The following is a 17,200-nucleotide window of genomic DNA, read 5'->3' as shown; positions in this document are numbered from 1 at the left end:
ACGCGCTCCCCTCCGAGTTCAGGACTTCGCGGCTTCCGCGACGCGTTCCGGTTGTTGTTGCTTGGTGTCGGCCTTGGCGTCCATCGTCACGGTCTGCGGGACCACCAGCGCGCCGGGGCGGATGTGCTGCAGGCCGTTGACGACCACGCGATCGCCGGCCTTCAGGCCCTTGCTCACGACGCGCAGGCCGTTGATCGACGCGCCGAGCGTCACTTCGCGGTACATCGCCTTGTTGTCCTCGCCCACCACCAGCACGAACTTCTTGTTCTGGTCGGTACCGATGGCGCGTTCGCTCACCAGCAGCGCGGAGTCGCTGCGTGCCTGGCCCATGCGGATGCGGGCGAACTGGCCGGGGATGAGCGCGCCATCCTTGTTGTCGAAGGAGGCACGCACGCGCACCGTGCCGCTGCGGGCGTCGACCTGGTTGTCGATCAGCTGCAGCTTGCCGACGAAAGGTGTGCCTTCGAAGCCCGAGGTACCCATCTGCACTGGAATGCTCTCGATCTGGCCGCGTGCGCTGGCGCCGCTCGGCAGGTCTTTCAGTGCCCGCGTGATCACCTGCTCATCGGCATCGAAGCTCGCATAGATCGGGCTCACCGACACCAGCGTGGTCAGCACCGGCGCGCCGGGACCAGCGGCCACCAGGTTGCCCACGGTCACTTCAAGCTTGCCGATGCGGCCCGATACGGGTGCACGCACCTGCGTGTAGCCGAGGTTCAGGCGCGCCGATTGCAGCGAGGCTTGCGAAGCGCGCAGGTTGGCGTCGGCCTCGCGGCTGGCGTTCACGCGTTCGTCATATTCGCGCTGGGCAATGGCCTGCTGGTCCCACAGGCGCTTGGCACGCTCCTGCTCGCTGCGGCTGAATGCCTGACGGGCCTGGGCCGATGCCACCTGCGCTTCGGCGCGCTCCACTTCGGCCGCGTACGGCGCAGGGTCGATGGTGATCAGCAGATCGCCCTGCTTCACCAGCGCGCCTTCGCGAAAGTGCACTGCCTGCACGGCACCTGCCACACGGGAGCGCACATCCACGCGCTGCACCGCCTCGAGCCGGCCGGAGAACTCGTCCCAGGCATTGATTTCGCTCGACGCCACCGTCGCCACCGAAACCGGCGTGCCCTGCTGCGCCGCGGCGGGCGCGGTGGCCTCGGCCTTGAAGCTGTGCATGCCCAGCACCGCGGCGGCCACTGCCAGCACAGCGGTGAGGCCGGTCACGGCGGGCCACAGTCCCTTGCGGGCGGCGGAAGACAGTTTTTGATTGTTGTTCGACATGATGATTCGTCCTTCTCGATGACGTTTTGGGATGCAACAGGCCATCCCGGTGCTTGTGGCACCAGGAGGCGGAACTCGAAAATGACCGGGGTTACCGGTGGGCCGAGGGGTGGCGTCGCGTCGTCAGCCAGGCTGCCGCGACCGGACCACCTAGCTGGGCTTGGGCGCTACGGGAGGCGGCGTGGTGGCACTGAAAAATTCGCGGAAATGCTGCTGCACGCTGGCCTCGCACGCCTTGCAGCCCGAGGGCTCGGGGTCGTACAGGGCCTTGGGCCAATTCGCGGCGCCAGGCAGCACGCTGCTCGTGACGTCGATGCCGGCCGCACGCAGGCGCCCCGCAAAAGTCATCGCCTCGTCGCGCATCGCATCGTCGGCCCCCACCAGCACCAGGGCGGGCGCCAGGGAAGACAGCCGGAGCGATCCGCTCGGCACCGCATAGGGGTGCATGGCGTTGGACGGGCAGCTCAAGTACTTTTCCCAGCCCTTGGCCCAGCGGCATTCAGCCTCGTCGTTGGTGGCCTTGCGCAGCGACGCTGTGCCCGCGCACGGATCGAGCATGGGCGACAGCAGGATTTGCCCCGCCAGCGGCGGATGCGCCCGGTCGCGGGCGATCAGCGCCACGCCGGCCGCCAGGTTGCCGCCGGCTTCCTCGCCGGCCAGGTACACCTGGGCGCCTTTGCCGCCGAGCTTCACGCGCTGCTTGTAGAGCCACTCGAGCGCGGCATAGCCCACCTCGATGGGCTCGGGGAATGGCGATTCGGGCGCCAGCGGATAAGCCACCGACACCACCACCGCGCCCGCGCCGGCCAGGAGCCGGGCCACATTGCGACCGTTGTCCAGGTTGCCGCAGACAAAGGTGCCGCCATGGAAGTGCAGCACCAGCGGCACGGTTTCGCCCCGGGGGCGCTGCCCATACACCCGTGCGCCCACGGGGTCGCGGCCGGGCAGCTCGATCGAAAGATCAGCTTCCACGCCTTCTGCCGCGGCGAGAGCAGCGGCTTCGGCAGAGCGGGACGACGGACGGGGTGACATGGAGGCAACCTCAGGAGGATTGGCGATAGTCGAAATATAAGGCGGCCAGTGTGGGGTTAAACAGGCAACCTGCCCCTACTCTGTTTCCAAACGGCTAACAATCCGGGAAACGCTGTGGGATTGTCACCTTGTGTGAGAATCCGCGTCCTCCCGGCATGGCCGGGCTCCCAGGAACAGTCATCAATGGATCAAATCCAGGCAATGCGGATCTTTGTCCGCGTCGTGGAAGCAGGCACGTTCACCCGGGCGGCGGACTCGCTCGCCCTGCCCAAGGGAACGGTCACCAAGCAGATCCAGGCGCTGGAATCGCGCCTGCGGGTAAAGCTGCTCAACCGCACCACGCGGCGCGTGACCGTAACGCCCGACGGTGCCGCCTACTACGAACGCGCGGCGCGCCTCTTAAACGACTTCGACGACATCGAGTCCAGCATGACCAATGCGCAGGCGAACCCCACGGGGCGGCTGCGCATCGACGTCGGCACCTCGGTGGCGAGGCTCATCATCCTGCCGGCGCTGGCCACTTTTTGCGACCGCTACCCCGAGATCCAGGTCGACCTGGGCGTGAGCGACCGCACGGTCGACCTCATCACCGACAACGTGGACTGCGTGATCCGGGCCGGCGAACTGAGCGACCAGTCGCTGGTGGCCCGGCGCATCGGCACCCTGCACTTCGTGACCGTGGCGTCCCCGGCGTACATCAGGCGCTATGGCCATCCGCAGCATCCCAACGACATCGAGAAGCGCCACCATGTGGTGAGCTACTTTTCGGGCAGCACGCGGCGCGTTTATCCGCACGAGTTCAAGAAGGGCGACGAGTCCATCGAGCTCAACGGCCCCTACCGCGTGTCGGTGAATGAAAGCAACGCCCACATGGCGGCCGTGCTCGGCGGCTTCGGCATCTCGCAGTGCATCACCTTCATGGCCGAGCCGCTGCTGGAAAGCGGCGAACTGATCGAGGTGCTGCCCGAGTGGCACCGCGACCCGCTGCCGATTCACGTGGTCTATCCGCCCAACCGGCACCTGAGCGCGAAAGTGCGGGCGTTCGTGGATTGGGCGGCCGAACTGTTTGCGAAGAGCCCGCGGCTGCAGCGGCGATGAGGCCGTTCGCTGCCCGCCGATTCAGTCGGCGGCGGCGAACACTGGCTCGCAGCGCACCTCGGTCTTCACCGAGTTTGCAATGAAGCACTCTTCGTGCGCCCGGTGGTGCATGTGTTCGATCTGCTCGCGCGTGGGCAGGTTGTCGCCCGAGAACGTGACTTCGGGCCGGAGCGTGACCACCGTCATCGCGAGCCTGCCTTCGGCGTTCTTTTCCATCATGCCGCTCGCCGAGTCGAAGTAGCGGTCGACGTTGAACTTGCGCTTCATGGCCATGGTGAGAAACCACAGCATGTGGCAGCTCGACAGCGAAGCGACGAAAGCCTCTTCGGGATCGACCGCCGCCGGATCGGAAAACGGCAGCGGCACCACGTGCGGCGACGAGGAGCCGGGCACTTCCGCGCCGCCGTCGAAGCGCATCGAATGCCTTCGGCTGTAGGTGTTGCCGAGGAAGTCCTGCTCGCCTCTGTGCCAGAGGATTTCTGCGGTGTACTGGGCCATGCCTTGCTCTCCAGCGCAAATAGTGGCCGCCATTTTGCGTCAGGAGGCCATTGGCTGCGAACGCGGTCAAACGCCCATGAGCCTGACCAGCAACGGCACCAGCAGCGCCGTCGCGATACCGTTGAGCCCCAGGGCGAGCGCAGAGAATGCGCCCGCCGTTTCGTTCACCTGGATGGCGCGCGCGGTGCCGATGCCGTGCGCTGCCAAGCCCACCGAGAAGCCGCGCACCGCGGGCTCCTCGATGCGCAGCAGGTTCAAGAGCCCGGTTGCCATGATGGCGCCAGAGATGCCCGCCACGGCGGCCGCCACCGCGGCAAGCGACGGCAGCCCGCCGATCTTCTCGGCCACGCCCATCGCGATCGGCATGGTGGCCGACTTGGGCGCGAGCGACATCATCAGTTCGTGCGATCCGCCCAGTGCCCAGGCAATGCCGATGGCCGACACGATGGCAGCCATCGAGCCCACCAACAGCGCCACGCCGATCGGCAGCCACAGGCGCCGCAGTCGCGCGAGTTGGCCGTAAAGCGGAACCGCAAGCGCCACGGTGGCCGGCCCGATCAGGAAGTGCACGAACTTGGCGCCTTCGAAGTACGTGTCGTAAGGCGTGCGCGTGATGAGCAGCACGCTCACGATGGCGATCACCGAGACCAGCACCGGATTGACCGCCGGATTAGCCCCGCTGCGCTTGTGCAGCCACAGCGCGCCCAGGTAGGCCAGCAGCGTGAGCGACAGCCACAGCAGCGGCGACTGCGCCAGGAAGACCCAGATTTCGGAGAGTTTCGGGGATGGGCTCATTGCGCGTCCTTGCCCGTGATGCGGATCATCCAGCGCAGGGTGAGCGCGGTCACGGTCATGGTGAAGGCCGCTCCCACGATGCCGGCCGCCAGGAACGGAAGCCATTCGCGCCCTACCCGCTCGAAATGCAGCATGACCCCGGTCACGGCGGGAATGAATAGCAGCATGAGGTTGCGCAGCAGATGGCCCGAGGTTTCGCTCAAGGCGTCGGGCACGCCGCCGCGAACGAGCAGCACGATGAAGAGCAGCAGCATGCCGATCAGCGGACCCGGGATCGGCAGGCCCAGCCACTGCACGAGCAGCTCGCCGGCCAGTTGGCAAAGAAAGAGCGTGGTGATGGCGTAGAGCATGCGGATGTCCTGCGGATCATGTTGAGCTTCAATGTTCGGCCGAGGCAGCGGCGCGCGTCCAGACTTCTTTCAGTGCCTGCTGGCTCTGCGGCGGCAGCACGCCCAGTCGCACGAACCCCGGCAGGCCGAAGGAAGCACAGTCGCGCAGCTTGATGCCTTCGGCACGCAGGGCCGCCGCCAGCAGGAGGTACGGCCGGTCGGTGCGGGCGCAGAAGAAGTTGGCGTCGCTGGGCAGGCCATGCCAGCCGAGGGACGCGCAGAGCGCGCGCTGCTGCGCCTTCCAGTCGCGCAAGGTCTGCAGGCTCTGGGCAAGCCAGGCCTGCGCTTCGTCGCCCGTCCAGGTCTCCAGCAGCGCCACGCCGTGGGTGCCGAGCGGCCATGACGGAGCGAGTCGTTCGAGTCGCTGCATCAGGGGCGCAGCGGCGGTGTCTTCGGGCGCGATGGCGTAGGCGGCGCGGATGCCGGTGAGGCCCATGGCCTTGTTCGGTGTCCAGAGTTGCCAGATGCAGTTGCGCTGCGCGGCATCGAGCGACGCACGGCCTTCGAGGCGCAGCGGCTCGTAGGCCATGTCGAGCACGCAGGTGCTGCCGGCACTGGCATGCAGCGCCAGTCCGGCCTGCGCCTGCCCGAGCGGGCTCGACGGCTCGCAGCACCACAGCAGCGCCGCGCCCTCGTGCGACTGGGGCGCGCGCAGCACCTGCAACCCCCAGGCCTGCGCGGCGCGTTCGTAATCGCCGTAGCTGTGGGCCGGCAGCCAGATATGCCGCCCACCGCCCTGCGCGACGGCGGCGCTGATGCGATGGATGAATTCGCTCGCGCTGGCCGCAATAACGATGCGGCCGGGTGCGACACGGTGGAATGCAGCGAGCCTGTCGCGCAGCGACGTGTAGCGCGGATCCGGGTAATGCGCAGCATCGGCTGTGTGCAAGGCGGCCACCGCGGTCGGGCAGGCGCCCACCGCGTTGCCGTTGGTCGAGAAGTCGTGCGGCGCAGCGCCGGTTTCGTCCGGGCCGCCATGCAGTGCGATACCGGACGTCATGCCCACCTCGCCGACGACACGATGACCGCGGTTGCGCACACGGCCATCGCCAGCACCGCCCTGCCGCCCAGCAGCGCGGTGCGTTGCGTGTCGAGCGCCGTGGCCTGCCGCCCCTCGGCGTTCAGCGCGTAGACGCCCGGTTTGGCGAGGCGCACACCGAGCAGCAGCGCCATCGTTGCCATCGGCCAGCCGCTGTTGGGCGACGGCGTGCGGCGCGCTTCGCCGCCCAGCCCGGTGGGCCACTGCCACGCCGCCACCGCGAGCAGCACCACGGTGAGCCGGGCGGGCAGCCAGGAGAGTGCGTCGTCGGCGCGCGCGGCCCATTTGCCGAGCCACGTCCAGTCGCGGCCGTTGCGTTCGCCGCGGTAGCCCCACATCGCATCGGCCGTGTTGGCGAAGCGGTAGACCGCCGCGCCCGGCAGGCCGAGCAGCACGAACCAGAACAGCGGGGCCACCAGCGAATCGTTGAGGTTCTCGGCCAGCGATTCGATGGCGCTTTCGCGCACCTCGCGCTCGCTGAGCGCGCAGACATCGCGGCTGACGAGCCGCGCCAGCTGCGCGCGCCCCGCATCGAGCGAAATGCCCAGCGCCGCCTCGACCGCGAGCACTTCGTCGTGCAGCATGCGCCACGCGAAAAGCGGTTTCAGCGCAAGGGCCAGCGCCATCGCCAGCGCCCATGCGGGCAGCCATTGCACCATCGCGGCCTGCACGCCGGCGGCGACCACCCCCACGCACATCGCGCCCACGCACCACGTCAGCACCCCAATCAAGAAGAGCGACAGGTCGCGCGGCTTCGCCTTGGCCACCGGCGGTGCGATGCGCGAGCCGATCCAGCCGAGGTACTGCCCCATCCACACCACCGGATGCCAGCGCGCGGCGGGCTCGCCCAGCCAGCGGTCGATGGCAAGCGTAAGCCACAGCGCGGCGGCGGCGGCCAGGGCGTGTTCGAGGGGAAAGGCGGGCATGGGAGCCGTCATTCTCGCGAGTCAGGCAGCGGTGACGAACAGGACGGCATCGAAGGCCAACATCAGGCAGGCTCCACGGAAGACGAGGTTGAAAACAGGTCCGAGGGCTGGCCCCAGCGTTCGTCGAACACCAGCGCCGACAAGGGCTCGCGCCGGGCCCAGCGTTCGCGTTGCAGCATCGGCTCTTCGTAGAAATCGTGCACCGGGCCCAGGCACAACAGCGCGATCGGTTCCGCACCCTCGGGCAGGCCCAGCAGGGCCGACACCTCGGCGGGATCGAACAGCGAGACCCAGCCCATGCCCAGCCCTTCGGCTCGCGCCGCAAGCCAGAGGTTCTGGATGGCGCAGGACGCCGAGGCCAGGTCCATTTGCGGCAAGGTGCGTCGGCCGAACACATGCTGCTCACGGCCGTCGGCCAACGACACGGCCAGCAGTTCGGCCGCATCGAGCACACCCTGCACCTTGAGCCGCATGAACGCGTCTTCGCGCTCGCCGAGGGCGCGGGCCGTCAGCACGCGTTCGCGCTCGATCACATCGTGCAGACGCTGGCGCAAGGCACCGTCTCGAACGCGAATGAACCGCCACGGCTGCATGAATCCGACACTGGGCGCGTGGTGCGCCGCTTCGAGCAGCCGGCGCAGCAGCTCCGGCGCCACCTGTCCCCCTGCGAAGTGACGCATGTCGCGCCGCTCATGGATGGCGCGGTACACCGCCCTCACCTCGTGGGCCGCGAAGGCTTGCGACATCGAACTCAGTCCTCGATTCCGCGCTGCGCTGGAATGCCGGCCTTGAAGGCGTGCTTGACCATGGTCATCTCGGTCACGGTGTCGGCCAGCTCGACAATCTCCGGCGGGCAGCGGCGGCCGGTCAGCACCACGTGCACGTGCTTGGGCCGCTCGCGCAGCGTTTCGAGCACACCCTGAAGCGGCAGCCAGCCGTAGATGAGCGGATAGGTGATCTCGTCGAGCACCACCAGGAAGAACTCGCCGGACAGAATCGCTGTCCTGGCTTTTTCCCAGCCGTCGCGTGCTAGCTCGGCCGAGTGATCGAGGTCCTGGCTCTTCCAGCTGAAACCGTCGCCCAAGCCTTGGATCGGAATGCCGAGCTGCTCGAACATGCGGTGCTCGCCGAAACGAGCCGAGGGCACTTTCATGAACTGGAAGATCTTCACCGCCTTGCCGCGGCCATGCGCGCGCAGCGCCAAGCCGAAGGCCGCGGTGCTCTTGCCCTTGCCGTCACCGGTGTTGACGATGACGATGCCGCGGCGCTCGCCTTCGGGCTTGTCGTACGGCTTCTCGGTGGGGGGAGTTTCGATTTGCATGATGTATGTAGGCCTTGTGTTGATGCTCGTCAGTTCGGCAGTGCGATCCACTGGTCAGCCACGCGGTGCACGCGGATGCGATGGTTGAACACCTCTTCGAGCGCGGCGTGGGTGGCCGGGTCGCTGCTGCCGCCATGGTGCACCACGCGGCCGTGGTTCATCACCACCAGTTCGTCGGCGGCAAGCGCCATCGGGAGTTCGTGCAGCACGCTGACCACGGTGCGGCCCTCGGCCACCAGGGCGCGCGTGGTCTGCATCCAGTCGGATTGGTGCGGGGGATCGAGGTTGGCGAGCGGCTCGTCCATCAGCAGCAGCTCGGCCTCCACGGCCAGCGCACGGGCCAGCAGCACGCGCTGGCGCTCGCCGCCCGAGAGCTGGCCCAGCGGCCGTTCGCGCCAATCCCAGGCCTGGGTGCTGCGCAGCGCGCGCTCCACCGCCTCGCGGTCCGCCTTGCTCGGGGCGGCAAGCCAACGCTGATGCGGCAGGCGCCCGAGCATGGCAATGTCGTAGACCATCAGGTCGTCGGCACCGCCCTCGCCCGCCGCGCCGCTCTGGCCCAGCCATGAAAGGCGCTGCGCACGAACGCGGCCCGGCACCTTGGCCGAGGGTTCGCCGAAGAGAAAGACTTCGCCGCGATGCGGGAGCAACCCCGCCAGCGCCTTGAGCAAGGTGGACTTGCCCGCGCCGTTCGGCCCGACCACGCTGGTCCAGCGCGCGGCGCCGAACTTCAAATCGATACCGTGCAGCACTTCGGCGGTGCCTAGCGTGGCGCTCACGCTGCGCGCTTCGAGTGCGGGGATATGACCGCTCATGCCACGCCCCCTCGCGCGCTGCGCCGGTGCATCAGCCATAGCAGGTAGCTGCCGCCGAGCACGGCGGTGAGCACGCCCACGGGCAGTTCCTGTGGCGCAATGATCCAGCGCGCCAGCAGATCGGCGGCCATCAGCAGCAAGCCTCCCATCGCGGTGGACAGCACGATCAATCCGGCGTGCGTGGTCTTGACCACGGAACGCACGAGGTGCGGCGCGGCCAGGCCGACGAAAGCGATCAGGCCGGTCTGCGCCACGGCCGCGCCGGTGGCCAGCGCGAGCACCACCACCAGCGCGGCGCGCATCGCGCCGAGCGGGAGGCCCAGGCTGCGGGCCGTCGCTTCTCCGAGCGCGAGGCCGTCAAGCACCGGGGCGAGCGCCCAGGCCAGCAGCAGGCACACCGCGCCGACCGCGGCCATCACCGCGCACGCGCTCCAACCGACCAAGCCGGTGCTACCGAGGACGAAGCCCTGCAGCGCCTGCAGGATGTCGGCCGAAGCGATGGTGATCAGGTCCTTGGCGGCGCCGAGCACCACGCCGACGATCACGCCGGCGAGCAGCAGCCGCAAGGTTTGCTGCACGCCGCGCGCCAGCATCAGCGTGAGCATCACCGCGCACACCGCCCCCACGAAGGCCGCGCCGGTGAGCCCCAGGCGCATCGCCCATTGCATGCTGGCGGCCGAGCCGCCGAATAGCATGAGCGCCAAGGCCACGCCCAGCGATGCGCCCGACGCACTGCCGAGCAGATAAGGATCGGCCAGCGGATTGCGGAACAGGCCCTGGGCTACCGAGCCCGCGAGACCGAGCAGTGCACCCGCAAGCCAGGCGCCGAGCGTGCGCGGCAGGCGGATGTCCCAGACGATCTGCAGCGCCACCGCATCGTGCCGCGCCGCGAGCAGGCTCTGGAAGCCGGTGCTGCCGATGCCGAGGCCAAACACCGCCAATGCACCGCCGAGGCCCAGCAGGGCAAAGCCGAAGAGCCAGACGCAGCGCCGATGATGTGTATGCATGAGATCCGCGCGGCTCAACCGGCTTTCTCCGCGATGCAACGGGCCATGAGCCTCGCGGCCTCGTCCATTCGCGGGCCAGGGCGCACGAGCACGTCGGATTGCGCCGCATCGAAGCGGCAGATGCGCCCTTCGCGCACCGCACGGATGCCGCTCCAGCCCGGTCGCTGTTCCATGCCCGCTGCGCTGCGCACGCTGACCATGATCAGATCGGGATTGGCATGCACCACGTATTCGGGATTGAGCTTGGGAAACGGCCCGAGCGACGCCGGCACGATGTTCTTCATGCCCAGGCGCGTGAGCGTCTCGCCGATGAACGAAGACTCGCCGGCCGCATAGGGCGCGCTGTTGACCTCGAAGTAGACGCGCTGGCCCTTCGCGCTGGCGGGCAGCGACTGGGCGGCAGCCGACACGCTGGCATCGATCACGCGCCAGATGTTCGCGGCTTCGTGGGTACCAAGCACCTGATCGAGCTTGTCGAGCACGCGCCGTACGTCGGCATGGCTCTTGGGTTCGAGCACCACCACCTTGAGGCCCAGCGCCTCGAGCCGCTGGGTCACGCGCGAAGACTTGGCAAGCAGCACCGCATCGGGCCTCAGTGCCACGATGGCTTCGACATTGGGGTCGATTCCGCCGCCCAGCCGAGGCAGGGCAAGCACCGCGTTCGGTGAGTTGGAATAGTTGTCGATGCCCACCAGCCGGGCGCACGCGCCGAGCGCGCAAACTCCTTCGGTCAACGACGGCAGCAGCGTGACGATGCGCTGCGGCGGTTGCGGCAGGCTCACTGTCACACCGCGCTCGTCGACCACCTCAAGAGCGTGCGCGGCCAGTGCGAAAACGCCCAGGCCGATGGCGAGCGAGAAAGCGCGAATCCAGTGTCTTGTCATGCGGCAGGCGCCTTCAAGGTCAGCGGCAATCCGGCCACCATCAGCGTGACCCGGCCACACGCGGCCGCCACGTCCTGGTTGAGCCGGCCCAGCGCGTCAACGAAGGCCCGCGTTTCTCCGCCAAGCGGAATCACACCCAGGCCGATCTCGTTGCCGACCAGCACCACCGGTCCGCGTGCTTCGCGCAATGCAACGAGCAGCATGCCGATATGCGTCGCCGGCGTGCGCGTCATCGGTCGCGCCGATTCGGAACGCAGCGGCATCAGCAGGTTGGTGAGCCAAAGCGTGAGGCAGTCGATCACTACCAGCGTGTCGGGCGCACTCTGGGTGACGATTTCGCGCGCGAGTTCAATGGGCTCTTCCACCGTGCGCATGGCGGGCACGCGCTGCGCGCGGTCGGCCCGGTGACGTGCGATGCGCTCGCGCATTTCGTCGTCGTGCGCCTGGCCCGTGGCAATGAGCACCGCGCGCCGCGTGGCTGGCGCCTCGGCCAGCCAGTCGATGGCCTGCTGTTCGGCGCGCCGGGACTTGCCGCTCTTCTGACCGCCAAGGATGAGTTCGTGCTCAGGCATGGGCATGCGCATCAGCGCTAAGTTCGCCGTTTGCGTTGGGTTGGCTTATTGCGGTGTCCACTTCAGGCCGAGGTAAGCATTGCGGCCGCCCGTGGCGTAGCCGCGCGCCAGCGTGTAGTCCTTGTCCCCCACATTGTCCACGCGCGCCACCAGGCCAAGGTCGCGCGTGATCTGCGTGCTGGCCACCAGGTTCAGCACCGTGTAGCCGCTCAGGGTGCGGGTGTTGGCGGCATCGTCGAAGCGCTTGCTCGACGACTGGATCTCGGCGCCCAGCGTCCAGCCGGCCACGCGCCAGTCGGCGCCCAGCGTGCCGTGTCGACGGGCGCGGCGCGCCAGCAGGTGGTCGGTGTCCAGGTCGCGCGGATCCTGGAAGTCGGCCGATGCGCGCAAGGTCACGTCGCCGATGCGATGGCCGCCCGACAGCGTCACGCCCTGGTAGCGGGCACGCGCGGTGCTGGCATAGCAGCCGAAGCCGGACGGGCAGTTGGTGGCCGAGCCGTCGAACACGATCAGGTTGCTGACGCGGTTCTGGTAGACCACGATGCCCGCATGCGTGCCGCCATCGGTGTACTGCAGTCCCAGCTCGACGTTGCGGCCCGACTCGGGCTTCAGGCTTGGCGTACCGTATTCGCTGAAGCGCTGGTACAGCGTGGGCGCGCGGAAAGACGTTCCAGCCGACACCGTGGCGCGCAGTTTGGGCGTGATCGAGAAACCGTAGGCCGCGCTGCCGGTGGTCTTGCCGCCGAATTCGCTGTCGTCGTCGCGGCGCACGTGCAGCTGGAGCGAATGCGCGCCCTGCACGAAGCCATAGCCGAGCGAGACCGCATCTTGCGAGCGCTTGTTCGCGAGCAGACCGCTGAAGAGGGTCGGTGCATTTTCCAGCGCGTCTTCGCGGCGTTCGAGCGTGGCGGTCACCAGGTGCGGGCCGAAGCGAAATTCGTTCTGGAACAGGTAGCCGCGCAGGTTCGTCTCGGTGCGGTAGAACGAAGGCTGCGTCTTGTAGACCGCTTGCGAATCGGTGACCTGCACGCGCGTGCTGTACACATCGTTCCACTTGGCCGACCACGAAAGCCCGGCCGTGCGCAGCGTGTTGTTGCCGATGTCGTTCCTGAACTGGATCGGCGGGCGGGCCCTGGCGCTGACCTGTGCGTCGTAGCCCGCTTCCACATCGCTGTAGAGCAGCGTCGCGTCGAGCCGCTGGTCGGGGGTGAGCTGGTAGCCGAGCCGCAGGTTGCCGGAGTTGCTGCGGTAGCCGTCGCGGTCGGGGCTGGTGTAGCCGTCTCTCGAAGGTGTGCGCTTGTCCAGAGGCTGCACGTTGAAGCCCCTGCTTTCCTCATGCGCTACACCCAGCGAATAGTCCAGCGCGCCGGACTTTCCGCTCACGCCCGCTTCGGCCTTGCGCAGGCCGTGGCTGCCGAAGCCGACGCCCGCATAAGGAGACACCCCCTCTTCGCCGCGTTTGGTGAAGAGCTGGATCACGCCGCCCACGGCGTCGGAGCCGTACACGGCGGCAGCCGGGCCGCGAAGCACTTCGATGCGGTCGATCTGCGACAGGGGAATGCTCTCCCAGCCAGCGCCACCGGTCGATTGCGAATCGACACGGACGCCATCGACGTACACGGCCGTGAAGCGCGTCTCCGCGCCGCGAATGTAGAGGCTAGTGGAGTTGCCCACGCCGCCGTTGCGCGTGATCTCGATGCCGGGCAGGCGCGCCAGCACGTCGGCCACGCCGACCGCCCCGCTGCGCTCGATGGTCTGCCGGTCGACCACTGACACGTCGGCTACCAGATCAGACAGCGGCTGCGGCGTGCGGTTGGCCGTGACCACGGTTTCCCCGAGCGCAGGGACGGCTGCGACTTGCTGCGCATGCGCCGCCAGCGGCAGTTGGAAGAGCGATATGCCGCCGAAAGCGGAGGCCAGCGCAAGCGGCAGGCAGGCAATGCGGCGACGGCGCGCGGGAACACGGCCGAGGGAGAGGGAACCACAGGAAGTCATGAATGGAGCGAACGAACGTCTATGCCCGTCGCCGGCCTCCCCGCCAGCGTTTGGGCGCAATGGCTGCCTCGTGCCGCGAAATCGATCGCGCATGCGGCAGCCGCCTCGTTGGCCGGTATCCGGGCTGGCAGTACGACCCCACCGCCTTCCCAGATGCCTGTTTCAGGGCGCCCAGTGGCTGAATGGATGAGGTTGACGCGCGTGCGTCGACTGCTTGACCGTTGCGGGGGCAGCGCAGGCGGCTTCGGCCCGGTTCCGTTTCAGGGGGCGTTCACTCCTGCTTCCCGTTGAACCGCGGCGTTTGAACCACGCCGCAGGCACCAACGGCAGGATTTTAGGGCCTTCGACCGCGCAGTAAGCCAAAAGTTGCGCGGTCCGTTGTTCGGCGTGAAACTACAATCGCCAACCATGCCCGCCTCCAGCCCTATCGACCAGATCGCCGAGCGTGTGGACCGCCTGCTCGTGCGTCATGAAGAGGTGCAGCGCACCAATGCGCTGCTGCAGGAGCAGGTCGAAGCGCTCACGCGCGAGCGCGACGCACTCAAGTCGCGGCTTGCCGCGGCCCGCACGCGCCTGGATGCGCTGCTCGAGCGGCTGCCGGCCGAACCACCTTCCGAAGATTCCCCCGCATGAAGCAGATTGAAGTTCAGATCATGGGCCAGAGCTATCTGCTCGGCTGTCCCGACGGCGGCGAGGCGCAGTTGCGCGACGCGGTCGATCGCGTAGACGCCGCCATGTGCAAGATTCGCGATGCGGGCAAGGTCAAGGCACGCGACCGCATCGCCGTGCTGGCCTCGTTGAACCTGGCCTTCGACCTGGCCGCACAGCAGACCGCCGCGGCGGCTGCAACGGTATCCGCGCCGGTTGCCGCCACTCCAGAGGGCGACCCCGGCGATGCCGATGTCAAGGCCGCGCAACTCATCCAGAAACTCGATCAAGCCCTCGCCGGCGACGACCATTTACTCTGAACGGCGGCGGGCGGCCCGCCAGAGGCGTAAAATCCAAACTGTCTGCGGTGCGCGTCGGGCTTAATATTTCCTTGTTCCAATGCTCTCCGGAGCCGGGCTTGGTACATCGCTTGACGGGCGTGATCATCTCGCGTTAGATGAACCCGAAGTCTTGCTGCCCTCGCCCACCTGAACCCTGGTTCAGGATGCGGGTTCGGCGCCCACTTGCAGACACCTTTTTCGTTCATACGGCCCCTGCATGCACTGCACGGGGCCGTTGCTTTTTTTCAAGGCCTGCTGCGTGACTTCCCTGCTCGACCCCGTCCTGATCGCCGAATTGGCCGCGCTCGGCCTGGGCACCGGTTTTCTGGCGGGCCTGCTCGGCATCGGCGGCGGCATGCTCATGGTGCCGTTCATCACGATCATCATGGGCCATCGCGGGGTTGCTTCCGATCTTGCGGTGAAGATGGCCATCGCCACCTCGATGGCCACGATCATCTTCACCTCGGTGTCCAGCGTGCGCGCGCACCACAAGCGCGGCGCGGTGCGCTGGGACATCGTGCGGCGCCTTGCGCCCGGCATCGTCATCGGCAGCCTGCTGGGCAGCCTCGGCGTGTTCGCACTGCTCAAGGGAACGGTGCTGGCCATCGTCTTCGCGCTGTTCGTGGGCTTCTCGGCCACGCAGATGTTCCTCGACCGCAAGCCCAAGCCCACGCGCCAGATGCCAGGCACCGCGGGGCAACTGTCGGCAGGCGGCGCCATTGGCTTCATCTCGGGCCTGGTGGGCGCGGGCGGCGGCTTCGTGAGCGTGCCGTTCATGACCTGGTGCAACATCTCCATTCACAACGCCGTCGCTACCAGCGCCGCGCTGGGCTTTCCGATTGCAGTGGCCAATGTGCTGGGCTATGTGGTCAGCGGACAATCGGTGCAGGGCCTTCCGGGTGGCTCGTTCGGCTACATCTGGCTGCCCGCACTCGCGGTGATCGCGGTGTGCAGCGTGCTCACTGCGCCACTGGGCGCAAAGGCCGCTCACAACCTGCCGGTCAAAAAGCTCAAGCGCGTGTTCGCGAGCATCCTGTACCTGCTGGCGGCCTACATGCTCTGGAAGGGCCTGCAAGGCTAGGCCTCTGACCCAAAGCCCCTTGGCTCGCGGGTGACACCCGTTGCGACACCACGGCCCCGGCCGTATAACGGTCGCATGAAAATCCTCATCGCCGTCGACGGCAGCGCCTATACGCAAAAAGCGCTCAGCTACCTTCTCGCCAACCGCGCCATGTTCGTGGATGGCCACGAGCTGACCATCGTGCATGTCTGCACCGGCATCTCGGGCCACGTCGCGCGCCACCTCAGCAAAGAGGTAATTGCCGACTACTACGCCGAGGAAAACGCCAAGGTCATCGAGCCAGTGAAGGCGCGGTTCGCGGAGAACGGCGTTACCAACTACACGGTCGACAAGCGCCATGGACACGCGGCGGAAGAAATTCTCAAATCGGCCGCCGCGGTACACGCCGAGCTCATCGTGCTCGGCACCCACGGCCACGGCATCTTCGGACGAGCGTTGATGGGCTCTGTGGCCACCAAGGTGATTTCGGAGACGGACACCACCGTGATGCTGGTGCAGTAAGGCAAGGCACCAAGCCTTTTCTTTTTCAGTTATTGAACGCGCTGCTGCCTCCACTCGCGCGGCGAGCAGCCGAAGCGTTCGCGGAAGGCACGGCTGAAGTGCGCCGCGTCGTTGAAGCCGCGGCCGTAGGCGATGTCGGCCACCGGCCGTCCGGCCATGCGGGGCTCGAGCAGGTCTCGGCTGCAGGCTTCGAGCCGGCGTTCCCAGATGTACTGCGACGGCGTGAGCGGCTCGCTCTTGAAGATGCGGTGGATGTGGCTTGCCGACACACCAAGCTCCGCCGCAAGGCTTCCCACTGAAAGCGATGGATCGGCCAGTTGATCGTCAATGCGGCGCTTCACGCGCGCGAGGTGGTACGCCGTGAGACTGCTCAGCCCCGGCGAGCGCGCCGCGGGCAGCGTCTGCAGGCCGGCCACCAGAATGCTTTGCACGCCGTTGGCCACCGCGAGCGCAGAGGCCGGTTGCAGCGTGTCGATGTCTTCGCGCAGCGTGCGGATCATGCCCAGCAGCAGGTGCCCAGCGCCCTCGCGGCCCGACACGGTGGTGGCCGTCAGCGCTTCAGTGTCGTGTAGTTCGCTGCGCAGGCGTTCGCCGGGCAGCTTGAGCACGATCTGCTCGAAGGTGTCGTCGAACAGCAGCTCATACGGCCGTGTGCTGTCGTACAGCGCAAAGTCGCCCGCCGCCAATACGGCATCACGACCGTCCTGCCGCACCACGCCGTGCCCGCGCGCCTGGATGCTGACCAGGAAGTAATCGTCGCCCGAGCGCGAAATGTGGCCCGGCGTGCGCATGACCTTCTGCGGCCCTGACTTGACCACCGACACGTCGAGGCTCGGCAGCGTGTGCTGTCGGATGCTGCCTTCGAATTGGCCCGCGCCGCCCTCGCGCACCGGGTCGCAGCCGAGCTGCACGTAGACGTTGCAGATCATGTCGGTCCAGTAGGCGAGCCGCTGGTCGCGCGGGACGGCGTCGGTGCTGAGCAACTGGTTCAT

Annotated in this window: 20 protein-coding genes and 1 riboswitch; of the genes, 5 read left to right on the top strand and 15 right to left on the bottom strand. The window is 67.6% G+C overall.

What is annotated here, in order from left to right; genetic code table 11:
• Nucleotides 1-18 precede the first annotated feature (18 nt).
• Entirely contained in the window at nucleotides 19-1,269 is a 1,251-nt protein-coding gene (locus J2X92_RS16045; RefSeq protein ID WP_307576953.1) for an efflux RND transporter periplasmic adaptor subunit, read from the bottom strand.
• Nucleotides 1,270-1,419: 150 nt separating this feature from the next.
• The gene (locus J2X92_RS16040) at nucleotides 1,420-2,301 is read right to left on the bottom strand and encodes an alpha/beta hydrolase (protein ID WP_055796616.1); all 882 of its coding nucleotides are present in this window, start codon (nucleotides 2,299-2,301) and stop codon (nucleotides 1,420-1,422) included.
• A gap of 183 nt (nucleotides 2,302-2,484) precedes the next feature.
• On the opposite strand from J2X92_RS16040, the gene J2X92_RS16035 reads away from it, so the two are divergent.
• Nucleotides 2,485-3,399 (top strand): LysR family transcriptional regulator, encoded by a 915-nt coding sequence (locus J2X92_RS16035; protein ID WP_307576952.1) that lies wholly within the window; start codon nucleotides 2,485-2,487, stop codon nucleotides 3,397-3,399.
• Nucleotides 3,400-3,420: 21 nt separating this feature from the next.
• Here the strand turns inward: J2X92_RS16035 and J2X92_RS16030 are convergent, their stop codons facing one another.
• From J2X92_RS16030 to J2X92_RS15975, 12 genes are all read right to left on the bottom strand, one after another.
• Nucleotides 3,421-3,897, bottom strand: coding sequence for an OsmC family protein (locus tag J2X92_RS16030; protein ID WP_307576951.1), 477 nt, complete (start codon nucleotides 3,895-3,897; stop codon nucleotides 3,421-3,423).
• 66 nt (nucleotides 3,898-3,963) lie between these two features.
• Nucleotides 3,964-4,692 carry an LrgB family protein gene (locus J2X92_RS16025; protein ID WP_307576950.1) on the bottom strand — a complete coding sequence of 243 codons (729 nt, stop codon included), beginning with the start codon at nucleotides 4,690-4,692 and terminating at the stop codon, nucleotides 3,964-3,966.
• Complete coding sequence (locus J2X92_RS16020; protein WP_307576949.1) at nucleotides 4,689-5,042, bottom strand: CidA/LrgA family protein; 354 nt, start codon at nucleotides 5,040-5,042, stop codon at nucleotides 4,689-4,691. Before J2X92_RS16020 ends, J2X92_RS16025 begins: the two co-directional genes overlap by 4 nt.
• Before the next feature lie 28 nt (nucleotides 5,043-5,070).
• Nucleotides 5,071-6,081, bottom strand: a complete 1,011-nt coding sequence (locus J2X92_RS16015) for an aminotransferase class I/II-fold pyridoxal phosphate-dependent enzyme (RefSeq protein ID WP_307576948.1) — start codon at nucleotides 6,079-6,081, stop codon at nucleotides 5,071-5,073.
• On the bottom strand, nucleotides 6,078-7,046 hold the full coding sequence (gene cbiB, locus J2X92_RS16010; protein WP_307576947.1) for an adenosylcobinamide-phosphate synthase CbiB: 969 nt from the start codon (nucleotides 7,044-7,046) through the stop codon (nucleotides 6,078-6,080). Before cbiB ends, J2X92_RS16015 begins: the two co-directional genes overlap by 4 nt.
• Before the next feature lie 62 nt (nucleotides 7,047-7,108).
• The gene (gene bluB, locus J2X92_RS16005) at nucleotides 7,109-7,792 is read right to left on the bottom strand and encodes a 5,6-dimethylbenzimidazole synthase (RefSeq protein WP_307576946.1); all 684 of its coding nucleotides are present in this window, start codon (nucleotides 7,790-7,792) and stop codon (nucleotides 7,109-7,111) included.
• A 5-nt stretch (nucleotides 7,793-7,797) separates the two neighbouring features.
• A complete protein-coding gene (gene cobO, locus J2X92_RS16000) occupies nucleotides 7,798-8,367 on the bottom strand; it encodes a cob(I)yrinic acid a,c-diamide adenosyltransferase (protein WP_307576945.1) in 570 nt (189 codons plus the stop codon).
• A 29-nt stretch (nucleotides 8,368-8,396) separates the two neighbouring features.
• Nucleotides 8,397-9,179, bottom strand: a complete 783-nt coding sequence (locus J2X92_RS15995; RefSeq protein ID WP_307576944.1) for an ABC transporter ATP-binding protein — start codon at nucleotides 9,177-9,179, stop codon at nucleotides 8,397-8,399.
• The gene (locus J2X92_RS15990; protein ID WP_307576943.1) at nucleotides 9,176-10,186 is read right to left on the bottom strand and encodes a FecCD family ABC transporter permease; all 1,011 of its coding nucleotides are present in this window, start codon (nucleotides 10,184-10,186) and stop codon (nucleotides 9,176-9,178) included. The genes J2X92_RS15995 and J2X92_RS15990 overlap by 4 nt, the downstream gene beginning before the upstream one ends.
• 14 nt (nucleotides 10,187-10,200) lie before the next feature.
• A complete protein-coding gene (locus tag J2X92_RS15985; RefSeq protein ID WP_307576942.1) occupies nucleotides 10,201-11,070 on the bottom strand; it encodes an ABC transporter substrate-binding protein in 870 nt (289 codons plus the stop codon).
• A complete protein-coding gene (locus tag J2X92_RS15980; protein WP_373424848.1) occupies nucleotides 11,067-11,648 on the bottom strand; it encodes a bifunctional adenosylcobinamide kinase/adenosylcobinamide-phosphate guanylyltransferase in 582 nt (193 codons plus the stop codon). The genes J2X92_RS15985 and J2X92_RS15980 overlap by 4 nt, the downstream gene beginning before the upstream one ends.
• 39 nt (nucleotides 11,649-11,687) lie before the next feature.
• On the bottom strand, nucleotides 11,688-13,637 hold the full coding sequence (locus J2X92_RS15975) for a TonB-dependent receptor domain-containing protein (protein ID WP_307576940.1): 1,950 nt from the start codon (nucleotides 13,635-13,637) through the stop codon (nucleotides 11,688-11,690).
• Between the two features lie 93 nt (nucleotides 13,638-13,730).
• Nucleotides 13,731-13,977, bottom strand: a riboswitch (cobalamin riboswitch).
• A 68-nt stretch (nucleotides 13,978-14,045) separates the two neighbouring features.
• Here J2X92_RS15975 and J2X92_RS15970 point away from each other — a divergent pair.
• The 4 genes from J2X92_RS15970 (at nucleotide 14,046) to J2X92_RS15955 (ending at nucleotide 16,208) form a co-directional block, all read left to right on the top strand.
• On the top strand, nucleotides 14,046-14,270 hold the full coding sequence (locus J2X92_RS15970) for a hypothetical protein (protein ID WP_055796573.1): 225 nt from the start codon (nucleotides 14,046-14,048) through the stop codon (nucleotides 14,268-14,270).
• The gene (locus J2X92_RS15965; RefSeq protein ID WP_307576939.1) at nucleotides 14,267-14,605 is read left to right on the top strand and encodes a cell division protein ZapA; all 339 of its coding nucleotides are present in this window, start codon (nucleotides 14,267-14,269) and stop codon (nucleotides 14,603-14,605) included. The genes J2X92_RS15970 and J2X92_RS15965 overlap by 4 nt, the downstream gene beginning before the upstream one ends.
• Nucleotides 14,606-14,885: 280 nt before the next feature.
• A complete protein-coding gene (locus J2X92_RS15960) occupies nucleotides 14,886-15,707 on the top strand; it encodes a sulfite exporter TauE/SafE family protein (RefSeq protein WP_093023623.1) in 822 nt (273 codons plus the stop codon).
• Nucleotides 15,708-15,782: 75 nt separating this feature from the next.
• Entirely contained in the window at nucleotides 15,783-16,208 is a 426-nt protein-coding gene (locus J2X92_RS15955) for a universal stress protein (RefSeq protein ID WP_307576938.1), read from the top strand.
• Between the two features lie 29 nt (nucleotides 16,209-16,237).
• Here the strand turns inward: J2X92_RS15955 and J2X92_RS15950 are convergent, their stop codons facing one another.
• Nucleotides 16,238-17,200 (bottom strand): AraC-like ligand-binding domain-containing protein, encoded by a 963-nt coding sequence (locus tag J2X92_RS15950; RefSeq protein ID WP_307576937.1) that lies wholly within the window; start codon nucleotides 17,198-17,200, stop codon nucleotides 16,238-16,240.

Origin of the sequence: Variovorax paradoxus (assembly GCF_030811855.1) — a bacterium.
GTDB classification, from domain to species: Bacteria; Pseudomonadota; Gammaproteobacteria; order Burkholderiales; family Burkholderiaceae_C; genus Variovorax; species Variovorax paradoxus_L.
The sequence above is the reverse complement of the archived record's forward strand: the minus strand, read 5'-3'. Positions and strand labels throughout refer to the sequence as shown.